General features: G+C 65.1%; 16 protein-coding genes and 1 riboswitch. Of the genes, 7 read left to right on the top strand and 9 right to left on the bottom strand.

Annotated features, from left to right (window positions below; all coding sequences use genetic code 11):
- The first annotated feature begins 273 nt into the window (after positions 1-273).
- The gene (locus PMO31116_RS16105; RefSeq protein ID WP_150567612.1) at positions 274-1,437 is read left to right on the top strand and encodes a hypothetical protein; all 1,164 of its coding nucleotides are present in this window, start codon (positions 274-276) and stop codon (positions 1,435-1,437) included.
- Positions 1,438-1,565: 128 nt separating this feature from the next.
- On the opposite strand, the gene thiC is transcribed toward PMO31116_RS16105, so the two are convergent.
- Together thiC and pdxR are read right to left on the bottom strand one after the other, a co-directional pair.
- Positions 1,566-3,482, bottom strand: coding sequence for a phosphomethylpyrimidine synthase ThiC (thiC, locus tag PMO31116_RS16110; protein WP_150567613.1), 1,917 nt, complete (start codon positions 3,480-3,482; stop codon positions 1,566-1,568).
- 73 nt (positions 3,483-3,555) lie between these two features.
- Positions 3,556-3,654, bottom strand: a riboswitch (TPP riboswitch).
- Between the two features lie 126 nt (positions 3,655-3,780).
- Positions 3,781-5,295 (bottom strand): MocR-like pyridoxine biosynthesis transcription factor PdxR, encoded by a 1,515-nt coding sequence (pdxR, locus tag PMO31116_RS16115; protein ID WP_150567614.1) that lies wholly within the window; start codon positions 5,293-5,295, stop codon positions 3,781-3,783.
- A 242-nt stretch (positions 5,296-5,537) separates the two neighbouring features.
- Here pdxR and PMO31116_RS16120 point away from each other — a divergent pair, with 242 nt between their 5' ends.
- The gene (locus PMO31116_RS16120; RefSeq protein ID WP_150567615.1) at positions 5,538-5,993 is read left to right on the top strand and encodes a carboxymuconolactone decarboxylase family protein; all 456 of its coding nucleotides are present in this window, start codon (positions 5,538-5,540) and stop codon (positions 5,991-5,993) included.
- Positions 5,994-6,114: 121 nt separating this feature from the next.
- On the opposite strand, the gene PMO31116_RS16125 is transcribed toward PMO31116_RS16120, so the two are convergent.
- The gene (locus tag PMO31116_RS16125) at positions 6,115-7,785 is read right to left on the bottom strand and encodes a hypothetical protein (RefSeq protein WP_150567616.1); all 1,671 of its coding nucleotides are present in this window, start codon (positions 7,783-7,785) and stop codon (positions 6,115-6,117) included.
- A gap of 284 nt (positions 7,786-8,069) precedes the next feature.
- Between PMO31116_RS16125 and blaOXA the strand changes: the two genes are divergently transcribed.
- The gene (blaOXA, locus tag PMO31116_RS16130; protein ID WP_150567617.1) at positions 8,070-8,927 is read left to right on the top strand and encodes an OXA-62 family carbapenem-hydrolyzing class D beta-lactamase; all 858 of its coding nucleotides are present in this window, start codon (positions 8,070-8,072) and stop codon (positions 8,925-8,927) included.
- Between the two features lie 224 nt (positions 8,928-9,151).
- Here blaOXA and wrbA read toward each other — a convergent pair whose 3' ends face one another.
- The 3 genes from wrbA to PMO31116_RS16145 all read right to left on the bottom strand — a co-directional run bounded on the left by wrbA (position 9,152) and on the right by PMO31116_RS16145 (position 11,512).
- Entirely contained in the window at positions 9,152-9,784 is a 633-nt protein-coding gene (wrbA, locus tag PMO31116_RS16135) for an NAD(P)H:quinone oxidoreductase (RefSeq protein ID WP_150567618.1), read from the bottom strand.
- Positions 9,785-10,050: 266 nt separating this feature from the next.
- Positions 10,051-10,344, bottom strand: coding sequence for a hypothetical protein (locus tag PMO31116_RS16140; protein WP_150567619.1), 294 nt, complete (start codon positions 10,342-10,344; stop codon positions 10,051-10,053).
- Between the two features lie 196 nt (positions 10,345-10,540).
- Entirely contained in the window at positions 10,541-11,512 is a 972-nt protein-coding gene (locus tag PMO31116_RS16145; protein ID WP_150567620.1) for a LysR family transcriptional regulator, read from the bottom strand.
- A gap of 207 nt (positions 11,513-11,719) precedes the next feature.
- Here PMO31116_RS16145 and PMO31116_RS16150 point away from each other — a divergent pair, with 207 nt between their 5' ends.
- Together PMO31116_RS16150 and PMO31116_RS16155 are read left to right on the top strand one after the other, a co-directional pair.
- Complete coding sequence (locus tag PMO31116_RS16150) at positions 11,720-12,787, top strand: bile acid:sodium symporter family protein (protein ID WP_150567621.1); 1,068 nt, start codon at positions 11,720-11,722, stop codon at positions 12,785-12,787.
- A 258-nt stretch (positions 12,788-13,045) separates the two neighbouring features.
- The gene (locus PMO31116_RS16155; protein ID WP_150567622.1) at positions 13,046-14,530 is read left to right on the top strand and encodes a DEAD/DEAH box helicase; all 1,485 of its coding nucleotides are present in this window, start codon (positions 13,046-13,048) and stop codon (positions 14,528-14,530) included.
- Positions 14,531-14,776: 246 nt separating this feature from the next.
- On the opposite strand, the gene gluQRS is transcribed toward PMO31116_RS16155, so the two are convergent.
- Positions 14,777-15,676: a tRNA glutamyl-Q(34) synthetase GluQRS gene (gluQRS, locus tag PMO31116_RS16160; RefSeq protein ID WP_246185327.1), complete on the bottom strand. Its 900-nt coding sequence runs from the start codon at positions 15,674-15,676 to the stop codon at positions 14,777-14,779.
- A gap of 86 nt (positions 15,677-15,762) precedes the next feature.
- Entirely contained in the window at positions 15,763-16,656 is an 894-nt protein-coding gene (locus tag PMO31116_RS16165) for a sulfurtransferase (RefSeq protein ID WP_150567624.1), read from the bottom strand.
- Between the two features lie 346 nt (positions 16,657-17,002).
- On the opposite strand from PMO31116_RS16165, the gene dnaE reads away from it, so the two are divergent.
- On the top strand, positions 17,003-20,590 hold the full coding sequence (gene dnaE, locus PMO31116_RS16170) for a DNA polymerase III subunit alpha (protein WP_150567625.1): 3,588 nt from the start codon (positions 17,003-17,005) through the stop codon (positions 20,588-20,590).
- A gap of 89 nt (positions 20,591-20,679) precedes the next feature.
- Positions 20,680-21,531, top strand: a complete 852-nt coding sequence (locus PMO31116_RS16175; protein ID WP_150567626.1) for a glycosyltransferase family 2 protein — start codon at positions 20,680-20,682, stop codon at positions 21,529-21,531.
- 52 nt (positions 21,532-21,583) lie between these two features.
- On the opposite strand, the gene PMO31116_RS16180 is transcribed toward PMO31116_RS16175, so the two are convergent.
- On the bottom strand, positions 21,584-22,381 hold the full coding sequence (locus PMO31116_RS16180) for a glycosyltransferase family 2 protein (protein WP_425494800.1): 798 nt from the start codon (positions 22,379-22,381) through the stop codon (positions 21,584-21,586).
- Positions 22,382-22,431 lie beyond the last annotated feature (50 nt).

The following is a 22,431-nucleotide window of genomic DNA, read 5'->3' on the forward strand; positions in this document are numbered from 1 at the left end:
GGCCGCGTCAGCCGTTCGGGCTGTACCGCTGTCCGATAGCATGCCATAAGTCGGGGCCGTATCGACAGGCGATCCTGCCGTCGTGAGCGTAATGGGACACGCCATGCGTCGCGGGCGACGGGCGTGCGCCACGGGACACGCGTCGTGCAGCACGCGCCTTGTCTACTCCCGGGCGGTGGCTTGCACGAGCCGCGAGACACGCCGTACAGAACCGACAATCGGCGCGGCACCTCTCGTGCATCGTGATGCCTGCCTCGACACGGTGTCGGGGCCGTGGCCACGAACCACGCCTTCTCCGATGAGGACTTCACGATGATGCAAGGCATTCAACCCGCGATCCCCGCGCCCGGCACGGTCGGTCTGACATCCCTTCCTCCGCTCGCATCCATGGAGCCGGTTTCCCGGGCGGGCGGCATCGCCGGCGCTGCGTTGGCGCACGTCGCGAACGCACGTGTGGCGGCATCGCATCACCCGTGGTCGGTCGACCGGGCATCGGCCAGGTCGATGCCGGTCGTTGCGAACCACGCAATGCGTCCCGATTTCCAGGCGGTCTCATCCGGCGGCGACGTTGGCGTCGTGACGGACGGATCGGTGGAATCAATGGAATCGATGGAATCGATGAAATCGGCCGAAGCCGACCCGACGCATGGGGGCGACTCCCTACTCATGGCGCCACGCACCGGCGCCCCGCGTGTTGCACAGCCGGTACTTTGCCCATCTGCGCTGGCGGCGCTGCATGTATGCGCAAGCGTGCCGTTGCCCAACGGGCGTGGCGCGTCGATCGATGGGCGTCAGCATCCGGTGGTCATGCCGGACGGGCGCAGCGAGCGTGCGCAGATCTGCCGCGATATCGTCGCGGGCGCCCTGCTGGGCACGGAAGGGCGCAACGGCACCGTGTCCTTCGAGTCCACGCGGGAAACGGTGACGCGGACCGTGGCTGATACGGCGCGCCGCTGGACGGGCAAGCCGTCGCTCGCCGGCAAGAAGGAGTGGACGCAGGCCTGTATGACATTCGAGGCACCGGGCGGCTTCATTGGGAAACTCAACGATCGGCTGCACTCGGGATCGCGGGTTTTGCCCGACGAGCAAAGCACCGAATGGATGCTTCGGGTCGGGTTCGCCGACAGTTTGCCGATGCATCAGGCCCTGGTCCGCGGCGACTTGCCGCCGTCCGTTGGCATGGGAACCGACGAGTGGGCGCGGCTGGCGCTGGGTGTCGAGCATCTGGGCGCCCGCCACTGGGAGATGCGTCATACCGAAGTGATGGATGCGGCAGTGCTGCCCGCAACGAACACCAAGGCATTTACCGCCCTGGCTACGTCGATGTCGACGCTGCCGGCGCACATCGCCACGCAACGCCTGCGCAACAAGCTCTCGATGTATGGCGTCCCGACGGCACCCGCGCAAGCCAGCAGTCCCGCGCCAGCCGTCGGTTGATGGGCTTGCCTGAGGCTCTAGCACGTCGCGAATGAAAAAAGCGCCCGGGGTCATTTCATGACCTGCCCCGGGCGCTTCGCATCGCAACGTCCGCGCCGACGCCCATGGCGTTGGCGCGCGGAGATGCATCAGGTACGGCGATAGATCTCGGCGCCGCTCTTGACGAACTCGACGGCCTTGACTTCCATGCCCTGCTTGAGGGCGGCTTCGTCCGTAATGCCTTGCTTGGCCGCGTAATCGCGCACGTCCTGCGTGATCTTCATCGAGCAGAAGTGCGGACCGCACATCGAGCAGAAGTGCGCGACCTTGGCCGAATCCTTCGGCAGCGTCTCGTCGTGGAACTCGCGAGCCTTGTCCGGATCGAGGCCCAGGTTGAACTGATCTTCCCAGCGGAACTCGAAACGCGCCTTCGACAGCGCGTTGTCGCGAATCTGCGAACCGGGGTGGCCCTTGGCGAGATCGGCGGCGTGGGCGGCAAGCTTGTACGTGATGATGCCTTCCTTGACGTCGTCCTTGTTCGGCAGACCCAGGTGCTCCTTCGGCGTGACGTAGCACAGCATGGCCGTGCCGTACCAGCCGATGGTCGCCGCACCGATGCCCGACGTGATGTGGTCGTAGCCCGGCGCGATGTCCGTCGTGAGCGGTCCGAGGGTATAGAACGGCGCCTCGTCGCAGTACTCGAGCTGGAGATCCATGTTCTCCTTGATGAGCTGCATCGGCACGTGGCCCGGGCCTTCGATCATCACCTGGACGTCGTGCTTCCACGCGATCTGGGTGAGTTCGCCCAGCGTCTTGAGTTCGGAGAGCTGCGCTTCGTCGTTGGCGTCGTAGATCGAGCCGGGGCGCAGGCCGTCACCCAGCGAGAAGGCGACGTCGTACGCCTTCATGATTTCGCAGATTTCTTCGAAGTGCGTGTACAGGAAGCTTTCCTTGTGATGCGCGAGACACCACTTGGCCATGATCGAGCCGCCGCGGCTGACGATGCCGGTCATGCGGTTGGCCGTCATCGGCACGTAGGCGAGACGCACGCCGGCGTGGATCGTGAAGTAGTCGACACCTTGCTCGGCCTGCTCGATGAGCGTGTCGCGGAACATTTCCCACGTCAGGTCCTCGGCCTTGCCGTTGACCTTTTCGAGCGCCTGATAGATCGGCACGGTGCCGATAGGCACCGGGCTGTTGCGCAGAATCCACTCGCGCGTTTCGTGGATGTGCTTGCCGGTCGACAGATCCATCACCGTGTCGCCGCCCCAGCGGATTGCCCACGTCATCTTGTCGACTTCCTCGCCGATCGACGACGTCACGGCCGAGTTGCCGATGTTTGCGTTGATCTTCACGAGGAAATTGCGGCCGATGATCATCGGCTCCGATTCCGGGTGGTTGATGTTGTTCGGGATGATGGCGCGCCCGCGAGCGATTTCGCTGCGCACGAACTCCGGCGTGATCTCCGCGGGGATGCTGGCGCCGAAATGCTGGCCGGGATGCTGGCGCGAGAGCAGCTTCGCCAGACGCTCGCCCTGCGGGCCGGTCTGGCGCACGCTCTCGATGTACTCCTGACGGCGCAGGTTTTCGCGGATCGCGACGTATTCCATCTCGGGCGTGATGATGCCCTGGCGCGCGTAGTGCATCTGCGTCACATTCTTGCCGGCCTTGGCACGACGCGGCGTGCGATGCAGGCCCGGGAAGCGCAGGTCGGCCGTCGCGGCATCGTCGGCGCGCTCGCGGCCGTAGGCCGAGGTCAGGCCGGGTAGGGCTTCGGTGTCGCCGCGCGCCTCGATCCATGCGGCACGCAGAGCCGGCAGGCCGGAGCGGATGTCGATCTTGGCGTTCGGATCGGTGTACGGACCCGAGGTGTCGTACACGTAGATCGGCGGGTTCTTTTCGCCGCCAAAGCTCGTCGGGGTGTCGGCTTGCGAGATTTCACGCATCGGCACCTGAATGTCGGGGCGCGAGCCTTGCACGTAGATCTTGCGGGAATTCGGCAGCGGTGCGATCGCGGCTTCATCCACGCGCGCGTTGGCTGAGAGGAACTTCGGGTTGGCGTTCATGCAATGTCTCCTGGCGGGGCACGTGTTGACGCCGACAATTTCGGCGCAAAGCGGCTCAGGAGCATGAACGGGGGCGAGGAATTTCTACGCTCCCTGCGCTGGCATTATCCAGATCAGGTTCTAAGGGTATTTCTCACCCACAACTCACGTTGCAGGACCCCTGCGCTTAGCTTTGCGGCAACGATACACCGACATGCCGGGCGAGCACAAGCACGATGTGTCCCGAAAAACGTGAACGGATGATGGTGCGGCGCGTCATGCAGGCTGCATCCGGGATGCGGGCAAACCGGATGGCGAATTATGGCGCCGCGCGGGCTTTGTCATCGTTCTCGAACGCGCGCGCAAGCCGTTGCGCAACGTCTGCAGCCTGGGTTTGCGGCACATTGGTGAAACTCATGACGAGCGCGGGCGGCATTGTCCGGGCAACGCTGAAAAACGATAACGCACCTGGCGCGAGACCCTGCGCGAGCGCGGCGCGGCACAGGTCGCGATCCTGGCGATGCGCTTCCAGCCAGCCGAGCAGGTGCATGCCGCCCGCCTGCTGCGCGAGTTCCAGGCGCGTGCCGACGTATTGACGCAGTGCCTGCGCAAGCGCGGCGCGGCGCTCGCCGTACAGTTGCCGCATTCGCTTGATATGGCGGCTGAAATGCCCCTGAGTGATGAAATCGGTCACCGTTGCCTGCTCGATCCACCCCTGGGCAGGCGAGGCGAGCGAAGTGCTGGCCACGAAAGCGTCGCGAAGTGAATGCGGCACGACGAGGTATCCGAGACGCAATCCGGGAAACAACACCTTGCTGAACGATCCGGCATAGAGCACGCGCTCGCCGCCGTCGAGGCTCTTGAGCGCGGGCAGCGGTGCGCCGGTGTAACGGAATTCGCTGTCGTAATCGTCCTCGACGATCCAGGCATCGCGCGCCTGCGCCCACGCCAGCAGGGCCAGCCGCCGAGCGAGGGGTAGTGTGACGGACAGCGGCGATTGATGCGATGGCGTGACGACCGCAAGGCGCGCGTCGGGCGCCGTGCGCTCGCCGGCCGCCACATCGATCCCATTCGCGTCGACGGGCACGGGCACCAGCGTGGCGCCCGTCATGCGCAGCGCCTGCCATGCGCGGAAGTAGCCGGGATCCTCGCACCACACGGCATCGCCCGGGTGGAGCAACACCCGGGCGATGAGCGAGAGCGCGCCCTGGTAACCCGCCGTGACGATGATCTGCGCGGGGTCGCAGCGGATGCCGCGAGCGATGGCCAGATAGCCGGCGATGGCGTCGCGCAACGGCGCCCAGCCGACGGCGCTTTGGGAATGAAGTCCGTCGGCACCGAGGTGCCGCGCGTGACGCGCCGCCAGGCGAGCCCACAGTTTGCGCGGGAATTCGTCGAGCGCGGGCATGCCGTTCTGCATGGGTAACGGCATGCCCGCCGCGTTCAACGGGAGGCTGCCGGGGTTCTCGCCGAAGTCGCGCCAGGCGGCGCTGCCCAGGTCGCCGGACCTGGCGCCGCGCGACCCGATGGTCGCAGGCGGCATGACCTTGGCGGCCAACTGCGGGTTGACGCGACTGCCGGCCGCCCCCCGCCCGATAACGAATCCTTCGGCGACCAACCGCTCGTAAGCGGCTTCGACAGTGCCACGCGCCACGCCGAGTTCGCTGGCGAGCGCACGGGTCGATGGCAGGCGCGACGCGGGCGCGAGCTTGCCGCAGAGGATGCCGTCGCGAATCCGCTCGTACAACGCGCGATACGCAGGCAGGCCGGCGGACTGAGGGGCGTCGGCCAGATGCAACACCGCGAGCGCGGACGGACTCGATTTATCGGACATGGCACACGGTTCCAGGACGGTGACTCGGGCGGCGGACGGCGGGTGTCGTGCCAAGACGATCCGACGGTCTTGGCGCGCCGTGCGAGCCGCGCGGTTCGCCCGACCGGGAATATGCGCGGCTTGGCTCACTATGGCCTAGCAATTTTATTCGCTTTTGGCTCTTCTGATTAAGACAAGACGTGCGTATCGTCAACGATGAGAATTCCCGATACGAACCGACCTCAACCGAACGGAGAGCATCCATGCTGCGTCTGAACTACATCAAAGCCGCCCCGCGTCCATATGAATACCTGGGCACCTTGAGCCACTACTTTCACGATTGCGGACTGCCGGGCGGTCTCGTGGAACTCGTGTGGCTGCGCGCCTCGCAGCTCAATGGCTGCGCGTACTGCATCGACATGCACGTGAGCGACGCGCTGAAAGTCGGTATCGAGCCGCGCCGCCTGCACTTGCTCGACGCCTGGCGCGAGACGGAGTTGTACTCGCCTGCCGAGCGCGCTGCGCTGGCATGGACGGAGGCCGTCACCAATGTGCAGGACGGACACGTGCCCGACGAGGTATTCGCCGAGCTGCGCGCCCATTTCGATGACAAGGAAATCTCCGACCTGACGTTCGCCGTTGCCACGATCAACGCATGGAACCGGATGGCCATCGCATTTCGCGCACCGCTGCCGAAGGTGCCGCAAGGCGTGCGCTGAACTGCGTCCGGACGTGGGTTGGCGGTGCGATGGATCTGCGCCGAGCGGGCCGCGAGTTCCGCTCGCGCACGCTCGCCGCGCGATCCATGTGCGACCGGTGTGCGACTGGTGTGGCGCAGGCTCACTGTGCCTGCCGGACTTCACGCTGGAACTCGCGTGGCATGAGTGGAAGCGCGTCGCGGAAGAAGCGTCGATCGGGAGGCGGAAGCATCGGCAGCACCCTTCCCAGCGAGCGAGCCGCGTGTAGCGCCTGCGGGGAGTCCCCGTCCTGATGCAGCGCGAACCACAACATCTCGAACCATAGGTTGGCGAGCTGCAGCGGCTCGAGGCGAACGCGCCCCTCTTCGTGATCGGCGAGCGTGGTGGCCAGTACATCGGTCCAGCGGGTGAATCCCTTGGCTCGCGAAAACGGTGCGCCGAACGGCTGCACGGCGTCGAGAAACGCGTCGACGGCAAGCGGCGTGCTTGCGCGCAACGTTGCAAGATCGGGATCGCGCCGCACCGGCACGGCGCCGCGCGCGATACGCAACAGGAACACGGTGTTCCAGACGGAATTGCCGCCCACGCCGAAACGATCGCAGATCCATTCCGACAGACCGATCCACCGCAGCGCCTGGCGCTGCACATCGGCAGCGGCGAGGCGGCGTCCCGGGTCGATGAGCGCACCCTGCCAGAACAACCAGAGCGTCAGCCCGATGTTGGCCGCAACGTGTTGCGCCAGTTCGATGGAATCGGCTTCGAATGCGGCCTGCAGCGCGTCGGAAAAGGCGGCCAGTGCATCGGCGGCGGATTGGGCGCGCGCCGGCATTGGACCCGGGCGGGCGGCGTGCGACTTGTACAGCAATGCCTGCAGGTTGCGGCTCTCGAAGCGAATCCGGGGGTTGTAGACGAGGCACGGGGCGAGCGTCGCGTCGTCGCCGATGCGTTGCAGATGGGCGAACGCGCCGGCTTCGTCGCGCAACGCATAGGCTTGCCACGCCTGAACGATCCAGTGCATGGCGCGCAGCGTGGGCGAGCCCGGCGGGTTCGCGCCGAACGTTTCCGCCAGCGTGGCGAGGGTCCGCTTCGTGCGCGCGGCGTCGCCCGTGCGGCGCCAGACGATCGTCTCGGCGAGCAACGCGATGCCTCGCTGCACGTCGTCGACCGCGCAGACTTGCGCGGCATGGAACGATGGGATGGCGCCCGTGCGCTGACGCCGTAGGTCACCTGGTGCGCTCGCTTGCGCTGGCGCGAAGAACACGCCGTCCTGCATGTCGCGCTTGCCCAGCGTCAGGTGATGCCAGAACGCGATGTCCTGCATGACGTAGTCGAGTGCGGGGGATTGTGTATCGGGCGCCGTGTCCTGCGGCAGGCCGAGAAAGGCGGCAAGCGCGCGGCGCGGGGTGTCCGGCGCGGTATTGCCGATCGTCACTCGGATCCGCGGAATTTCCCGGGGCGCGAGCCAGAACGGTCCCTTGCCACGCCCCCGCGTGGGCAGCAGGCGCGGGTCGGCGAGGCGATCCTCGCCCCAGCCGACCGCGACATGCCAGCGCGCGAAATCCGAAAACGCGCGGCTGATCAGCATGCGCAGATCGCCTGCCGCGCCGGACGTCTGCCCGAAGCGGGACTTCAACGACGCGAGCGAGACGGGCGAAGTCTCGTAGAGCGCCGCGAAATACACCCGCATGAGCAACCAGAGGCTTTGATAGCGGACCGCCTCGCCATTGATTTTTTGTGGCGCGTCGAGGCGCACGGCGAGAAGCGAGGCGCCGGCGGCGCTGACGTTCGTGACGGTGGCGGGAATGTCTGGCATGGCGTCGAGTTTCGTCGAATGACGTCAGAGGAGCACCCGCTTCGCGCCGGGCGGCGCGCAGCAAGCGCCGCAATGTCGCGGGCTTGGGAGGGGCGCACCGATGATACGGCGGTTACGTCGGTTACGGTAGCTTTGCTTTGCGTCTGTCGAAACCCGCACTAATCTGCATACGCTCTTGAGAGCGGGCGCCTGGCCAGCGTCCGGACAGCATGCCGGCGATGCCCTCGAAAGGTCCGCAACGTCCCGCATGCCTGACGAACCTCCCACGAAATCAGGATAACGAAATGAAAACGATAATCTCTTGCCGGTGGCGTGCTGCCCTGTGGCGGCGTCTGGTCGCCGCGGTCGTCTTGCCGGTCTCGCTGGCGGCCCATCCCGCAGCCTATGCGGCCGACGCGACCAAAGTCGCGCCGGTGCGCATCACCGAGCGCGCCGACTGGGGCAAGCTGTTCACCGCGGAAGGCGTGAAGGGCACGATCGTGGTGCTCGATGCTCGCACGCAGACCTATCAGGCCTACGACGCCGCACGTGCCGAGAAGCGCATGTCGCCGGCGTCGACTTACAAGATCTTCAACAGTCTGCTGGCGCTCGATTCGGGCGCGCTGGACAGCGAGCGCGAGATCATTCCCTGGGACGGCAAGCCGCGACGCATCAAGCACTGGAACGCGGCGATGGACCTGAGGACTGCATTTCGCGTGTCGTGCCTGCCCTGCTATCAGGTCGTCTCGCGCAAGATCGGGCGCCAGTATGCGCAGGCGAAGTTGAACGAGGCGGGCTACGGCAACCGCACCATTGGCCGTGCACCGGACGCCTACTGGGTCGACGACAGCCTTCAGATTTCGGCGCGTGAGCAGGTGGACTTCCTGCAGCGTCTTGCGCGTGGTTCGTTGCCGTTTTCTGCGCGCTCGCAGGACATCGTGCGCCAGATGTCGATCGTCGAAGCCACGCCGGACTACGTGCTGCACGGCAAGACTGGCTGGTTCGTCGACAAGAAGCCCGACATCGGTTGGTGGGTTGGCTGGATCGAGCGCGACGGCAACATCACCAGCGTGGCGATCAACATCGACATGATGTCGGACGCGGACGCCCCGAAACGCGCGCGCATCGTGAGGGCGGTGCTGAAGGATCTGAAGTTGATCTGATGGCGCATCGGGTCATCGCGGTTTGGCGTGCCGTCGCGGTCGGTGATCGGTGATGAGTGACCGGTGATCGGTGATCCGGTGCCGCCAGTTCGGCTGCGGGCCGACTGCGTTCGATTTCCTGCCGCACTATCCGAATCAACCGAAATCCACCGAATCAACTGGCGAAGGGCGCTGCGCCGTGGGAACGCGTTGGGGCGTGACCACCGCGCCGCGCCTGGCGCGGATTACAGTGCGCGTCCGTGTTTGAGGGCGGCCGCAATTTCGGCCACGTGCCGGCCTTGCGTGCGGGCGATCTTCAATTCGTTCTCGCTGGGCTGGCGGGAACCGTCGGCAGCCGCCAGCGTGGTTGCGCCGTACGGCGTGCCCCCGGTGATTTCCGACATGTTGGTGAGCGCGGGTTCCGTGTAAGGCACGCCCACGATGATCATGCCGTGGTGCAGCAACGTGGTGTGGAAGCTCGTGATCGTCGTCTCCTGTCCGCCGTGCTGGGTCGCAGTGCTGGCGAACACGCTGCCGACCTTCCCGGCGAGCGCACCCTTGGCCCACAAGCCGCCGGTCTGGTCGAGGAAGTTGCGCATCTGGGCCGTCATGTTGCCGAAGCGCGTGGGCGTGCCGAAGATGATCGCGTCATAGTCCGGCAGTTGATCGACGCGTGCGACAGGCACGTTCGCAAAGGCCGCTCGTGCCGCTTTCGCGCCACTTTTTTCCAGCACGTCGTCGGGAACGAGTTCGGGGACCTGCATGACGCTCACTTCCGCACCGGCGACGCCGCGAGCCCCTTCGGCAACGGCTTCGGCCATCGTGTAGATGTGCCCGTACATGCTGTAGAACACCACCAGTATCTTGGCATTGGCCATGTGAATCTCCTATGGGTCGAGAATGGCTGGCGTCGCGGACGTCATGTCGCGCGAGGTGAGCCGTTCCATCATAGTCGACGCACATGACGAAACGTGAACACGATCACGCGAGGCACAGGTCCGGCGTACCGAAGGTCAGGCGCCGGCCGAATGTGGGCCTGACGCCCACGCCATGCCGGCTCGGGGCTGACCCTGTGCGGACGTGTTGATTGCGTGGTGCCGCACCGCAGGCGCGATGTCGCGACGAGCGGGGGGTTACGTGGGAATCAACGCAGGCGCGAGCCAATGAGGCACCCCAGGGCGAGTGCCGCCATCAATACCGTGACGCTGGCCGATACGCCACCCGCCAGAGCCAGTCCTGCCGCGGCAAGGCCGTGCGCCAGCAGGGCCGCGGGCACGAGCAGCATCGCGCTGACAACGCACCAGCGCATCACATATCGCCACAGGAATCGACTCACGACGTGCATGCGTGCGTCGAGTTGATGCCGCTGCCAGAACGACAGATCGGCGGCCGCCTCGAACAGCCAAAGCGGGCTGAAGTATTTGATGAACAAGTCCATGACGCCATACGAGAAACACAATGCCCGCCAGCGGCGGGCATGTCGTCGAGGCGCGATGGACAGACCGTCACGCGCTTTGGGGGGAGTCGACGCACCGCAATTGTAGCAGGCGCTCACTCACAATGCTCGGGTGGCATGCGATTGTCTACGGATTTATTTCGGCAAATGTCGCCTAATTTTGATCAAAAAGCGACATTTAGTTGTTATTTTTACTGTTGCTGTCTTCGCTCCGAGTTGTGGGGGGCGATGGTGCCGCGAGCGCGTGCGGTGTGGCGGCCGTGACCTGCTGGATCAATTCCCACACGGACTGGGCCGCGGGTGACAGGGTGCGGTTCTTGCGGCGCACTAGCATGATCGTCCGGTCGATCTGCGGTACGAGCGGCAGGGCGATGAGTCGCCCGCCATTCTCGGGCCCGGGCATCGCAGGCAGCGCCAGTGCCGGCATGATGCTGATGCCGATGCCGGCCTCGACCATGCGAAACACGGTGATTGCGTGTCCGACTTCCTGCGCCACCTGACAGTAAGCCCCGTGTTCTGCCAGCGCGCGGTCGATAAGCGGGCGGCTACCCGACGCGTAGTCGAGCAGCACGAGTTTCTCGCCATTGAGCGCTTTCCAGTCCACGGCCGCCTGTTTCGCGAACCGATGTGAGCGATCGCACACCACCAGGAACGGCTCGACCATAATCGGCTCGCCGACGAGATCGTCGGTGCCCTCGGACGCGACGATCACCCCGAAGTCGACTTCGCCATGGCGCACGCTGTCGGTCGCCAGCGTCTGGACCTGGTCGCGCAGCATCAGCGTGATGTCCGGATAGCGGGCGGCACAGGCCGAAATGCATTCCGGCATGAGATTGGCCGAAATGGTCGGTGCGCTGGCCACGCGAACCCGGCCACGGCGCTCCTCGGCCAGGCCGTGGGTGTCGCGCAAGGCACTTTCCAACTCGTCGAGCACCCGGGCGAGGGTGGCCGACAGGCTCGCCCCCACTTCAGTCAGCGTGACTTCACGAGTGGTGCGGTCCACCAGCTTGAGGCCGAGCTCTTGTTCCAGTTCCCGAATACAACGGCTTACGGCTGGCTGAGTCAGGCCAATATCCTCTCCGGCGCGGCTGAAACTACCGAGTTCGGCCACTGCCAGGAACACCTTGAGCTGGCGCAGCGAGATATTCATGCGGATTTGGTATGAATAAAATTTTTAAATGAATTTGTATTTTAACTGGCCTTGCGGTCTAATACGTGAAAACCCGTATCGCGAGCGCACACTTCCGGTCACTTCTGATCGCCCGCCGATCGATTGAGACCCCACGGGCGGCGACATGCCGCCGGTGCGTGTCCTGGCGTACGGGCTTTGTCTTTTCAGGCGTAATCGAGATCGACAATGGCCAGACCGCGTTTTCTTCCCGACAATTTCACGTTGATGCTGGTGGCGACCGTCGCACTGGCCAGCTTCCTGCCGGCGCATGGCGAGGGCGAGGTGGCCTTCAATCTGTTGACCAACGTGGCGATTGCCGCCCTGTTCTTCCTGCACGGCGCGAAGCTCTCGCGTGAAGCGGTACTCGCCGGCGCCACACACTGGCGCCTGCACCTGCTGGTGTTTGCCAGCACGTTCGCCATCTTCCCGATCGTCGGTGTGGTTCTCAAGCCGCTGCTCTCCTGGATGGTGACCCCAGAGCTGTACCTCGGCGTGCTGTTCCTGTGCACGCTGCCAGCAACGGTGCAGTCGGCTATCGCGTTTACGTCCATCGCGCGAGGCAATGTGCCTGCGGCGGTGTGTAGTGCGTCGGCGTCGAGCCTGTTCGGCATTTTCATCACGCCGCTGCTCGTCGGGCTGGTCGTGGTTCACCACGATGGCAATACCGGCGCCTCGCCGTTCGACTCGATCGGCAACATCATGCTCCAGCTGCTTGTGCCGTTCATTGCGGGTCAACTCTCACGCAAGGCGATCGGCAAGTGGGTCGAACGCAATCGCGGGATGCTCAAGTTCGTTGATCAGGGCTCGATCCTGCTGGTGGTCTATACCGCGTTCAGCGAGGCGGTTAACACGGGGCTGTGGCACCAGATTCCGCCGCTCGCGCTGCTGGGCCTGCTCGGCTGCTGCGCCGTGATCCTTGCGGTCATGCTGGCGTTCACTACCTTCTCGGCGCGCTGGCTCGGCTTCTCGCGAGAAGACGAGATCACGATTGTGTTCTGCGGCTCGAAGAAGAGCCTCGCCAGCGGGATTCCGATGGCCAAGGTGCTGTTCGCGACCGGACCGCTGGGCGCGATCGTGCTGCCGCTCATGCTGTTTCATCAGATGCAACTGATGGTGTGCGCCGTGTTGGCGCAGCGATACGCGAATCGCCAGCGTGAGGCGCAATCGTCGAAGACGCTCAAGGCCGGCCCCGCCAAGCCGGTCGCGCTCGACGCAAAATCCGACGGCAGCGCCAACGCCGGCGCGGGCCGCTGAGCGTCCGTCGCGCCTGCATCACGGCCCGGCTGGGCCCGTTGTCACACGTTGGTCGCGCGCAAGTGCTAGAATTGCGGTTGTTTCGCTTCTTGACGACCACCCCGGTCCGGCGGCGCCCGACGCATCTGTCCCCTGACAGACCCCTCTCGCGCCACCTTGAGCATGGCGCGCAGCGCCCCTTGAATCTTCGCGAGTGAGCTTTGATGCGGATCCTTCCGCGTGGCGGCCCCCGTTTTTTTTAAGAGATGTCCCATCACCATGGCTGATGTAAATGCTGTTCCGACCCCCGGCTTCGATAGCTTTGGGCTGCATGCGGACATCTTGCGGGCCATTGCCGAGCAGGGCTACACCCAGCCGACGCCGATCCAGGCGCAGGCCATCCCGGTGGTGCTGTCCGGTCGTGACGTCATGGGTGCCGCGCAGACGGGGACCGGCAAGACCGCGAGTTTCTCCCTGCCGATCATCCAGCGACTGCTCCCCGACGCGAACACGAGTGCATCGCCCGCCCGCCACCCGGTGCGCGCGCTGATCCTCACGCCGACGCGCGAACTCGCGGATCAGGTGGCCGACAACGTGCGTTCGTACGCGGGGCACACGCCGTTGCGCAACACCGTGGTGTTCGGCGGCGTCGACATGAACCCGCAGAAGGATACATTGCGCCGCGGAGTGGAAATCCTGATCGCCACGCCGGGACGCCTGCTCGATCACGTCGAGCAGAAGACGGTCAACCTCAGCCAGGTCAAGATGCTCGTGCTCGACGAAGCCGATCGCATGCTCGACATGGGCTTCCTTCCGGACCTGCAACGCATTCTGAACCTGCTGCCCAAGCAGCGTCAGACGCTGCTGTTCTCGGCGACGTTCTCGAACGAGATCAAGAAGCTCGCTTCGAGCTACCTCACGAATCCGGTCACGATCGAAGTGGCGCGTCGCAACGCGACGGCCGACAAGGTGGAGCAGGTCGTCTATGAGGTCGACGAGGACGACAAGCGCGCCGCCGTGGTACAGATCCTGGGCGAGCGCGACCTCAAGCAGGTCATCGTGTTCGTGAACAGCAAGATCGGCGCGAGTCGTCTGGCGCGTCAGCTCGAGCGCGATGGCATCGTGACAGCCGCCATTCACGGCGACAAGTCGCAAAACGAGCGCATGCAGGCACTCGAGGCGTTCAAGCAGGGTGGCATCCGTGCGTTGGTCGCCACCGACGTGGCCGCGCGCGGTCTCGATATCTCCGACCTGCCGGGCGTGATCAACTACGACCTGCCATACAACGCCGAGGACTACGTACACCGGATCGGCCGTACGGGCCGTGCGGGGGCGTCGGGCGAAGCCATTTCGCTGTGCGCGCCGGACGAGCGCAAGCAGCTCGTGGAAATCGAAAAGCTGATCAAGCGAGAGCTCAAGCGCGGCCAGTTGACGCTGGAGCGCCGCAGCCGTTCGCGCGACGACCGCGGCGATCGCTACGAGCGTAGCGATCGGGGCGAGCGCAGCGAGCGCCACAGCCGTCATGACGGCGGCTTGCGTGTCGGTCGCAGCGTTGGCAGCGGGGCACCGCGTCGTGTGCGCCCTGAGGACGAATTCTTCTACAAGCCTTACGAGCCGTCGCCGAGCGCATCGGACGCGCAGCGCGACAGCCGTGCCGTGCAAGACGCCGGTGCGCCGACGGCTTTTGGCGCACTGCCGGAGAAGGCGCCGAAGCGTCAGGTTGCCGCCTTGCTCGCCGGTTTCCCCCGCAAGGCGAGTAACTGAGCGCTCCTGGACATGGCGTCAGATTGAGCCCCGTCCGCAGCCGATAACAAGAAAGCCAGCGTGCATACGCTGGCTTTTTTTGTTGGACGAACGCTGACGAGGGTGCCGACCCGGGCGGGGCTTTCGACTGATCGGGCTGTTCCGTTCGGTCGGGGCGATCAGGTCGATCGGGTCGATTGGCGATCGAATGATCCGCGCCCGTCATGCCTTGTTGGACATGGTGTCGGCCGCTCGCCCTTTGTGACGCTATTTGCCCCATCGCTCCCGCCATGCCTGGGTGGCGGCGGCATAGAAGTCCTCGCGGTGCGACACCATCGTGAGCGACGCCGGCAGGCCGAGATGACGCGCGGCATCCTTGAGCGCCGCGAGCACGGCATCGGGCGTGCCCAGCGCGAGCGGCGAGGCGCCGTTCTGCTTGCTCAGTTTCTCGCCGTCGTCCGCCACCACGAGCGGTACATGCAAGTAGCGCGGCGTGGGGGCATCCAGACAGGCCTGCAAATAGATCTGGCGCGCCGTCGAGTCCAGCAGGTCGGCGCCGCGCACGACATCGGTGATCTGCTGCGACTGATCGTCGACGACCACGGCCAGTTGGTAAGCCCACTGACCGTCGGCGCGCTTGAGCACGAAGTCACCGACCTCCGTGGCCAGATTCTGCGACTGTGCGCCCATCCAGCGGTCCTCGAAGTCGATGCGCGCGGCGTTGCCGTCGGGCACGCGCAGACGCCACGCACGGGCCGTCTTGCCATGCAGGCCGTCGCGGCAGGTTCCCGGGTACGCGAGCGTGGTGTGACGCGCATGCATGCGCGTGAGGGAGTCGGCGATTTCGCGGCGCGTGCAGCCGCACGGATAGATCCGTCCGCGCGCCGTGAGTGAGGCCAGCGCCGCTTCATAGCGCGCATGGCGTTGGCTTTGCCAGACGATCGGCTCGTCCGAGTGCAGGCCCAGACGGCCCAGGGTGCGCAGAATGTCGTCGGCCGCGCCAGGCACGCATCGCGGCTCATCGAGATCCTCCAGGCGCACGATCCAGACGCCGTTGTGGGCGCGTGCATCGAGCCAACTGGCCAGCGCGGTGACGAGCGATCCGCGATGCAGCGGCCCGGTCGGCGAGGGGGCAAAGCGCCCGCGATATCGACCGGGATGTTGCACGTGCGCAGGTTGCCCGTCGTCCCCCCGGGGTGCAACCCCGTCAGGCGAGCGCGCGCCGTTCGCCGGCAAACGGTTCACCGAAGGGCTCAGGCCGACGCCGCCAGCGACGCGGCGCACTCGGCCGTCTGCGTTCGAGCATCGGCGCTCGCGCGGGTGCCGGCGCATGCCGGGCACTGTACGCCTTCGATGTATTCGGCGCTGCGTTGCGCCTGCTCCGTGACGACAGCACGGCACGCGAAGCACTGTTTCGTCGTGGACGGGGCCAGCTCAGGCGTGAGCGCCGTGCGGTAGTCGAACACGAAGCAGTCGCCCTGGTAGTGCGCGCCGCCCACGTCTTCGAAATACTTGAGAATGCCGCCGTCGAGCTGGTAGGTGTGCTCCAGGCCGATGTCGCGCATGTAGATCGCGGCCTTCTCGCAACGGATGCCGCCCGTGCAGAACGACACGATGGTCTTGCCCTCGAACTCGGCCCGATGCGCGGCGATCACGTCGGGGAATTCCGAGAACTTGGTCAGGCGGTAATCGACGGCGTTCTCGAACGTGCCGACATCGACTTCGAAATCGTTGCGCGTATCGAGCATCACGACCGGGCGGCCCTCGTCGTCCTGTCCGGCGTCGAGCCAGCGCTTGAGCGTGACGGGGTCGACGCCGGGGGCGCGGCCGTCAGCCGGCTTGATGACCGGCATCTTCATCGTGATGATCTCTTTTTTGGGGCGCACGAGCATCCGGCGGAACGGCTGCGTGTCCGAGAGGCTTTCTTTGACCTCGAGATCGGCGAAGCGGGCGTCCGCCCGAAGGCCGGCGAGAAAGGCGTCGATGGCGTTGCGTGCGCCCGCGAGAAACAGATTGATGCCTTCCGGCGCGAGGAGAATGGTGCCCTTCAGGTCGAGTGCCTGGCAGCGTTCGAGCAGGGCCGGACGCAGGGTCGCGATGTCGTCGAGCGTGACGAACTTGTACGCAGCGATATTGACGATGGACATGGCAACGGAATTCGCAGGATGCGTGAAGCAATAAACCGCCATTATCGCCGATTCGGCGCACGTTCGTGCTTGATTCAGGGCAAATCGCACGCGGGTGGCGTTGGCAGGCCGCCGGATATCCGGGCGGTGCCGCGCCAGGGCCGTCGTGGGGCGGGGCGCGCTGTTATCGGTGGTCAGGATGCGATGCGGCGACGAGACCTTGTTGCGCGACCCCCTGTCATTTTGAATGGCGCGCGCGCCTGGCGATTCCTGTATTCGCTCATGCGGCGCGTGGCAGGCGTTCATCCGGCATGCGCGGCGATTTCGGAATTCCGGAAGGCGCGGAAGACGGGGAGGCCGCGTTACAATGTCGCCCATGTCAGAACCTCGCTTCGTCCACCTCCGTCTCCATTCCGAATACTCGATCGCCGATGGCATCGTGCGGCTCGACGACGTCGTCAAGGCCGCCGCCAAGGACGGTCAGGGCGCGCTTGCGCTCACCGACCTCGCGAACATGTTCGGCGCCATTCGTTTCTACAAGGGAGCCCGCGGCAAGGGCGTCAAGCCGATCATCGGCTGCGACGCCTGGATCACGAATCCGGCCGATCGCGACAAGCCCTCGCGGCTGCTGCTGCTTGCGCGCGACCGTGAAGGCTACCTGAACCTCTGCCAGTTGCTGTCCAAGGCATGGCTGGGCAACCAGTGGCGCGGGCGGGCGGAAATCGAGGCGTCTTGGCTGCAGCCCGACGGCATGGCGCGCGGTTTGCTGGCGTTGTCAGGCGCGCAGATGGGCGACGTCGGCATGGCGCTCGCGGCGGGCAATCCGGAATTGGCGCTGCAATGCGCCAGGCATTGGGCCGACGTATTCCCGGGCGCGTTCTATATCGAGTTGCAGCGCACGGGCCAGCCGGGCATGGAGGCTTACGTGCAGCAGGCCGTGCAGCTCGCGGCCAGGGCCGGATTGCCGGTGGTGGCCACGCATCCGATCCAGTTCATGACGGCCGACGATTTCACCGCGCACGAGGCGCGCGTGTGTATTTCGGAAGGCGAGATGCTCGGCAATGCGCGCCGTGTGCGGCGCTTCACGCAGGACCAGAGCTTCCGCACGCAGGACGACATGATCGCCGCGTTCGAAGACGTGCCGTCGGCGATCGCCAACACCGTCGAGATCGCCAAGCGCTGCAACCTCACGCTCGAACTGGGCAAGCCGAAGCTGCCGCTGTTCCCGACGCCCGACGGCATGTCGCTCGACGACTACCTCGTGCAGTTGTCCAAGGAGGGGCTGGAGAAGCGTCTCGAAATGCTTTTCCCCGACGAGGCCGAGCGCGACAAGCAGCGTCCCGATTACTACAAGCGGCTCGAATTCGAGACGGGCACCATCATCAAGATGGGCTTTCCCGGCTACTTCCTGATCGTGGCCGACTTCATTCAGTGGGCGAAGAACAACGGGGTGCCGGTGGGGCCGGGCCGTGGCTCCGGTGCCGGCTCGCTCGTTGCCTACGCGCTGGGCATTACCGATCTCGACCCGCTCAAATACAACCTGCTGTTCGAGCGCTTCCTGAACCCGGAGCGCGTGTCGATGCCCGACTTCGACATCGACTTCTGCCAGGATGGGCGCGATCGGGTCATTCAGTACGTGAAGGAGAAGTACGGTGCCGACGCCGTCTCGCAGATCGCCACCTTCGGCTCGATGGCAGCCAAGGCCGCGGTGCGCGACGTGGGTCGCGTGCTCGATCTTGGCTACAACTTCGTTGACGGCATCTCCAAGCTGATCCCGTTCAAGCCTGGCAAGCACGTCACGATCGACGACGCGCTCAAGGAAGAGCCACAACTCGCCGAGCGCTATCAGACCGAGGACGAAGTCAAGCAACTGATCGAGCTGGCGCAGCGTGTGGAGGGCCTGACGCGTAACGTCGGCATGCACGCGGGCGGTGTATTGATCGCCCCGGGCAAACTGACCGACTTCTGCCCGCTCTACACGCAGGGCGGCGGGGAAGACGCCAGCGGGGTCGTGAGTCAGTACGACAAGGACGACGTGGAGGCGGTCGGCCTCGTGAAGTTCGACTTTCTGGGACTGACCACGCTCACGATCCTGAACTGGGCGGAGCGCTACATCAAGCGGTTGCATCCGGAGATGAAGGACTGGTCGCTCGATCAGGTGTCGCTCACCGATCCGGCAGCGTTCAGCATTCTGAAAAAAGCCAATACGGTGGCGGTGTTCCAGCTGGAAAGCCGGGGCATGCAGGGTATGTTGAAGGATGCCCAGCCCGACCGCTTCGAAGACATCATCGCGCTCGTGGCGTTGTACCGTCCGGGCCCGATGGACCTGATTCCGAGCTTCTGTGCACGAAAGCATGGCCGGGAAAAGGTGGAATATCCGGATCCGCGCGTCGAGCCGGTGCTCCAGGAGACCTACGGCATCATGGTCTATCAGGAGCAGGTGATGCAGATGGCGCAGATCATCGGCGGTTACTCGCTCGGCGGCGCCGACTTGCTTCGTCGCGCGATGGGCAAGAAGAAAGCCGAGGAGATGGCCGAGCATCGCGAGATCTTTGCCAAGGGGGCGGCCGCCAACGGCCTCACGCGCGAAAAGTCGGACGAAATCTTCGACTTGATGGAGAAGTTCGCCGGCTACGGCTTCAACAAGTCGCACGCCGCCGCCTACGCGCTGCTCGCGTATTACACCGCCTGGCTCAAGGCGCACCATCCCGCAGAATTCATGGCCGCCAACATGAGCTTGGCCATGGACGACACGGACAAGGTCAAGATTCTCTACGAGGACTGCCTCGCGAACGGTCTTGGCGTGTTGCCCCCCGACGTGAATGTCTCCGCCTACCGCTTCGAACCGGCCGACGCGAAAACCGTGCGCTATGGTCTGGGCGCCATCAAAGGCAGCGGTCAGTCGGCCATCGAGGAAATTCTGCGGGCGCGCGAGGGCAAGCCCTTCACCGATCTTTTCGACTTCTGTGCGCGAATCGACCGTCGCGTGGTGAACCGTCGCACCATCGAAGCATTGATTCGTGCCGGGGCGTTCGACACGATTCACGAGAACCGGGCCCAGTTGATGGCGTCCGTGCCGATGGCGATGGAGGCCGCGGAGCAGGCGAGCGCCGCGGCCAATCAGGTCAGCCTCTTTGATCTCGGCGACGAGAGCCTTCAGGCGCCGCTTGAGTTGGCCGACGAGCCCGCATGGACCGACAAGCGCAAACTGCAGGAAGAGAAGCAGGCGCTCGGCTTCTATCTGTCGGGTCACATGTTCGACTCGTATGCGGAGGAAGTGCGGCGTTTCGTGCGCACGCGAATTCGCGATCTCACCGACGGCCGCGACAAGCTGGTCGCCGGCGTGATCTCCAGCATGCGCACGATGATGACGCAGCGCGGCAAGATGCTGATCGTGCAGCTCGATGACGGCACGTCCACGCTCGAAGTCACGATCTTCAACGAGCAGTTCGAGGCCAACAAGCATTTGTTCAAGGAAGACGAGTTGCTGATCGTCCAGGGCAATGCGCGGCCGGACAGCTTTACGGGCGGGCTGCGTTTCACCACCGAAAGCGTGATGGATCTCGGCCGCGCGCGGGCACGTTTTGCGCGGGCGCTCAAGTTGTCGTTCAACGGCAATGCCGACTGGACGCGCCTGCGCGCCACCCTCCAGCCGCATTGCACGATGTATCGCGTGGCCGCGACGGCCGGGGCGGGCGGTGGTGGCGGTGGCTTCAATGGTGGTGGCGGGTTTAACGGCGGTGGCGGTGGTGGCTTTGGCCGGCGCAACGGTAGCGGTAACGGCGACGGCGATGGCGAAAAGCAGAATGGCCTGCCGGTGCACATCGTCTATCGCCGCCCGGACGCCGAATGCGAGTCTAGGCTGGGCGACGACTGGAAGGTGCAGCCGGGCGACGAGTTGCTCGGCGAGCTTCGCCAGTGGCTCACGACCGACTCGGTGCAGGTCATCTACTGACACGAGCGGCCCGGCGCAGAAATGCGCGCAGGCGGTCGGCAGCGGTGCCGCGTTGCGCCGCTGCCGAAAGACACAACAAGGAAACCCCGATGTTCTCCATCATCGTTCCGACGTGGAACAACCTGGCGCTGCTGCAGCTTTGCGTGCGCAGCATTCGCCAGAACTCGCGCTACGCGCACCAGATCATCGTGCACGTGAACGACGGTTCCGATGGTTCGCTCGACTGGGTGCGAGCTGAAGGCCTGGACCATACGGCATCGCCGGACAACATCGGTATCTGTTACGCGGTGAACCAGGCGGCGGCGCTCGCGCGCGAGAAGTACATCGTCTATCTGAACGACGACATGTATTGTTGCCCCGGTTGGGATACCGCGCTGATCGAGCGCGCGGAAGCGATGCCGGACACGGCGTTCATGCTGTCGGGCACGATGATCGAGCCGGTGGACACGGGCAATCCGTGTGTGCTGGTGCATGACTTCGGCCGAGAGGTCGACACGTTCGACGAAGCCGCGCTGCTTGCCGCCGTGCCGAACTACCGCAAGCCCGACTGGTTTGGCGCCACCTGGCCGCCGACCCTCGTGCATCGCGACTGGTGGTTCCTGGTGGGCGGTTACAGCACCGAGCTGAGCCCGGGCATGAGCAGCGACAACGACTTCTCCATGAAGATGTGGGCCGCGGGCGCCCGGCGTTTCGTCGGCGTGGGGGCGAGCCTCGTGTATCACTTCCAGTGCAAGAGCACGGGCAAGGTCGTGAAGAACGACGGCCGCACCCAGTTTTTGCGCAAGTGGGGCATGACACAGTCGATCTTCGATCGCTACTACCTGCGCCGTGGCAAGCCGGTGCCGACCGGCAATGATGGACGCCTGGCCGAGCCCGTCCAGGACGGGAAGTTGCGTTGGGAGCTTTTCCGTTCCCGCGTGAAGCGGGCGTTGGCGAGGTAACGCGTCGGCGCGGACGCGCAGGCCGTGACTGCCATTCCGCCTGGGGGCGACGTCAGCTTTCCCCGCGTCGCAGCAGGTCGTACTTCAGAAAGGCGCTGCGCGCGTTCATCCGCGCGATGGCGGCGCCGGTCGCGCCATCCAGGAATCCTCGGCGCAGGAAGTAGGTGCGAACAAAGGCCCACCCACCATTGATCCACGGCTTGAGCGGCGAGACTCGCTTGCCGCGCAATGCCATCTCCCTGGCGCCGGCTCGCGCGTAACGCTGGATCTTGTCCTCCACCTGACGTACTTCCGTGTAGCTGTAGTGCAGCAGATGGTGCGACAGCGTTCCGATCGCACCGTCGACGATCACTCGTTCGTGGACGAGATTGTCGGAGAAGCGTCCGGCTTCGCGGCGGAATAGCCGCAGCACATGGTCGGGATACCAGCCGCAGTGCTGCACCCAGTGGCCCAGAAACTGCGACAGCCGGGGCATGCGGAAGCCGGCACGGGAGGTGTCGCCGAGCGCGGCCGCGATCTCGGTCGCCAACTCGGGCGTCACGCGTTCGTCGGCATCGAGCGAAAGCACCCACGGTTGGCTGGCGTACGACAAGGCCCGGTTCTTCTGCGGGCCAAAGCCCGGCCAATCCGGTGTGACATACACCTCGGCGCCGGCGGTGCGGGCGATGTCGGCGGTGCCGTCGTTGCTCGCGTTGTCCACCACGACGATCTGCGACGCAAACGATTGCACCGACGCGATGCACTCGGCGATGTTGTGGCGCTCATTGCGCGTGAGGATCGTCACCGTCAGTGGCAGACGCTGCGCCGCAGCGGCACTCAACGGCGCGGCGGACAATGAGGTTTCGGTCATGAACGCTCACGAAATAGCAATATCGGGGCCGAGGCCCGGACGTGGTGTCG

This window comes from Pandoraea morbifera, assembly GCF_902459575.1.
Classification (GTDB): domain Bacteria; phylum Pseudomonadota; class Gammaproteobacteria; order Burkholderiales; family Burkholderiaceae; genus Pandoraea; species Pandoraea morbifera.

Excerpts from the sequence above, each read along its gene's own strand:
- thiC (WP_150567613.1), bottom strand. The coding sequence starts at position 3,482 with ATGAACGCCAACCCGAAGTTCCTCTCAGCCAACGCGCGCGTGGATGAA.
- pdxR (WP_150567614.1), bottom strand. The coding sequence starts at position 5,295 with ATGTCCGATAAATCGAGTCCGTCCGCGCTCGCGGTGTTGCATCTGGCC.
- PMO31116_RS16120 (WP_150567615.1), top strand. The coding sequence starts at position 5,538 with ATGCTGCGTCTGAACTACATCAAAGCCGCCCCGCGTCCATATGAATAC.
- PMO31116_RS16125 (WP_150567616.1), bottom strand. The coding sequence starts at position 7,785 with ATGCCAGACATTCCCGCCACCGTCACGAACGTCAGCGCCGCCGGCGCC.
- blaOXA (WP_150567617.1), top strand. The coding sequence starts at position 8,070 with ATGAAAACGATAATCTCTTGCCGGTGGCGTGCTGCCCTGTGGCGGCGT.
- wrbA (WP_150567618.1), bottom strand. The coding sequence starts at position 9,784 with ATGGCCAATGCCAAGATACTGGTGGTGTTCTACAGCATGTACGGGCAC.
- PMO31116_RS16140 (WP_150567619.1), bottom strand. The coding sequence starts at position 10,344 with ATGGACTTGTTCATCAAATACTTCAGCCCGCTTTGGCTGTTCGAGGCG.
- PMO31116_RS16145 (WP_150567620.1), bottom strand. The coding sequence starts at position 11,512 with ATGAATATCTCGCTGCGCCAGCTCAAGGTGTTCCTGGCAGTGGCCGAA.
- PMO31116_RS16150 (WP_150567621.1), top strand. The coding sequence starts at position 11,720 with ATGGCCAGACCGCGTTTTCTTCCCGACAATTTCACGTTGATGCTGGTG.
- PMO31116_RS16155 (WP_150567622.1), top strand. The coding sequence starts at position 13,046 with ATGGCTGATGTAAATGCTGTTCCGACCCCCGGCTTCGATAGCTTTGGG.
- PMO31116_RS16165 (WP_150567624.1), bottom strand. The coding sequence starts at position 16,656 with ATGTCCATCGTCAATATCGCTGCGTACAAGTTCGTCACGCTCGACGAC.
- dnaE (WP_150567625.1), top strand. The coding sequence starts at position 17,003 with ATGTCGCCCATGTCAGAACCTCGCTTCGTCCACCTCCGTCTCCATTCC.
- PMO31116_RS16175 (WP_150567626.1), top strand. The coding sequence starts at position 20,680 with ATGTTCTCCATCATCGTTCCGACGTGGAACAACCTGGCGCTGCTGCAG.
- PMO31116_RS16180 (WP_425494800.1), bottom strand. The coding sequence starts at position 22,381 with ATGACCGAAACCTCATTGTCCGCCGCGCCGTTGAGTGCCGCTGCGGCG.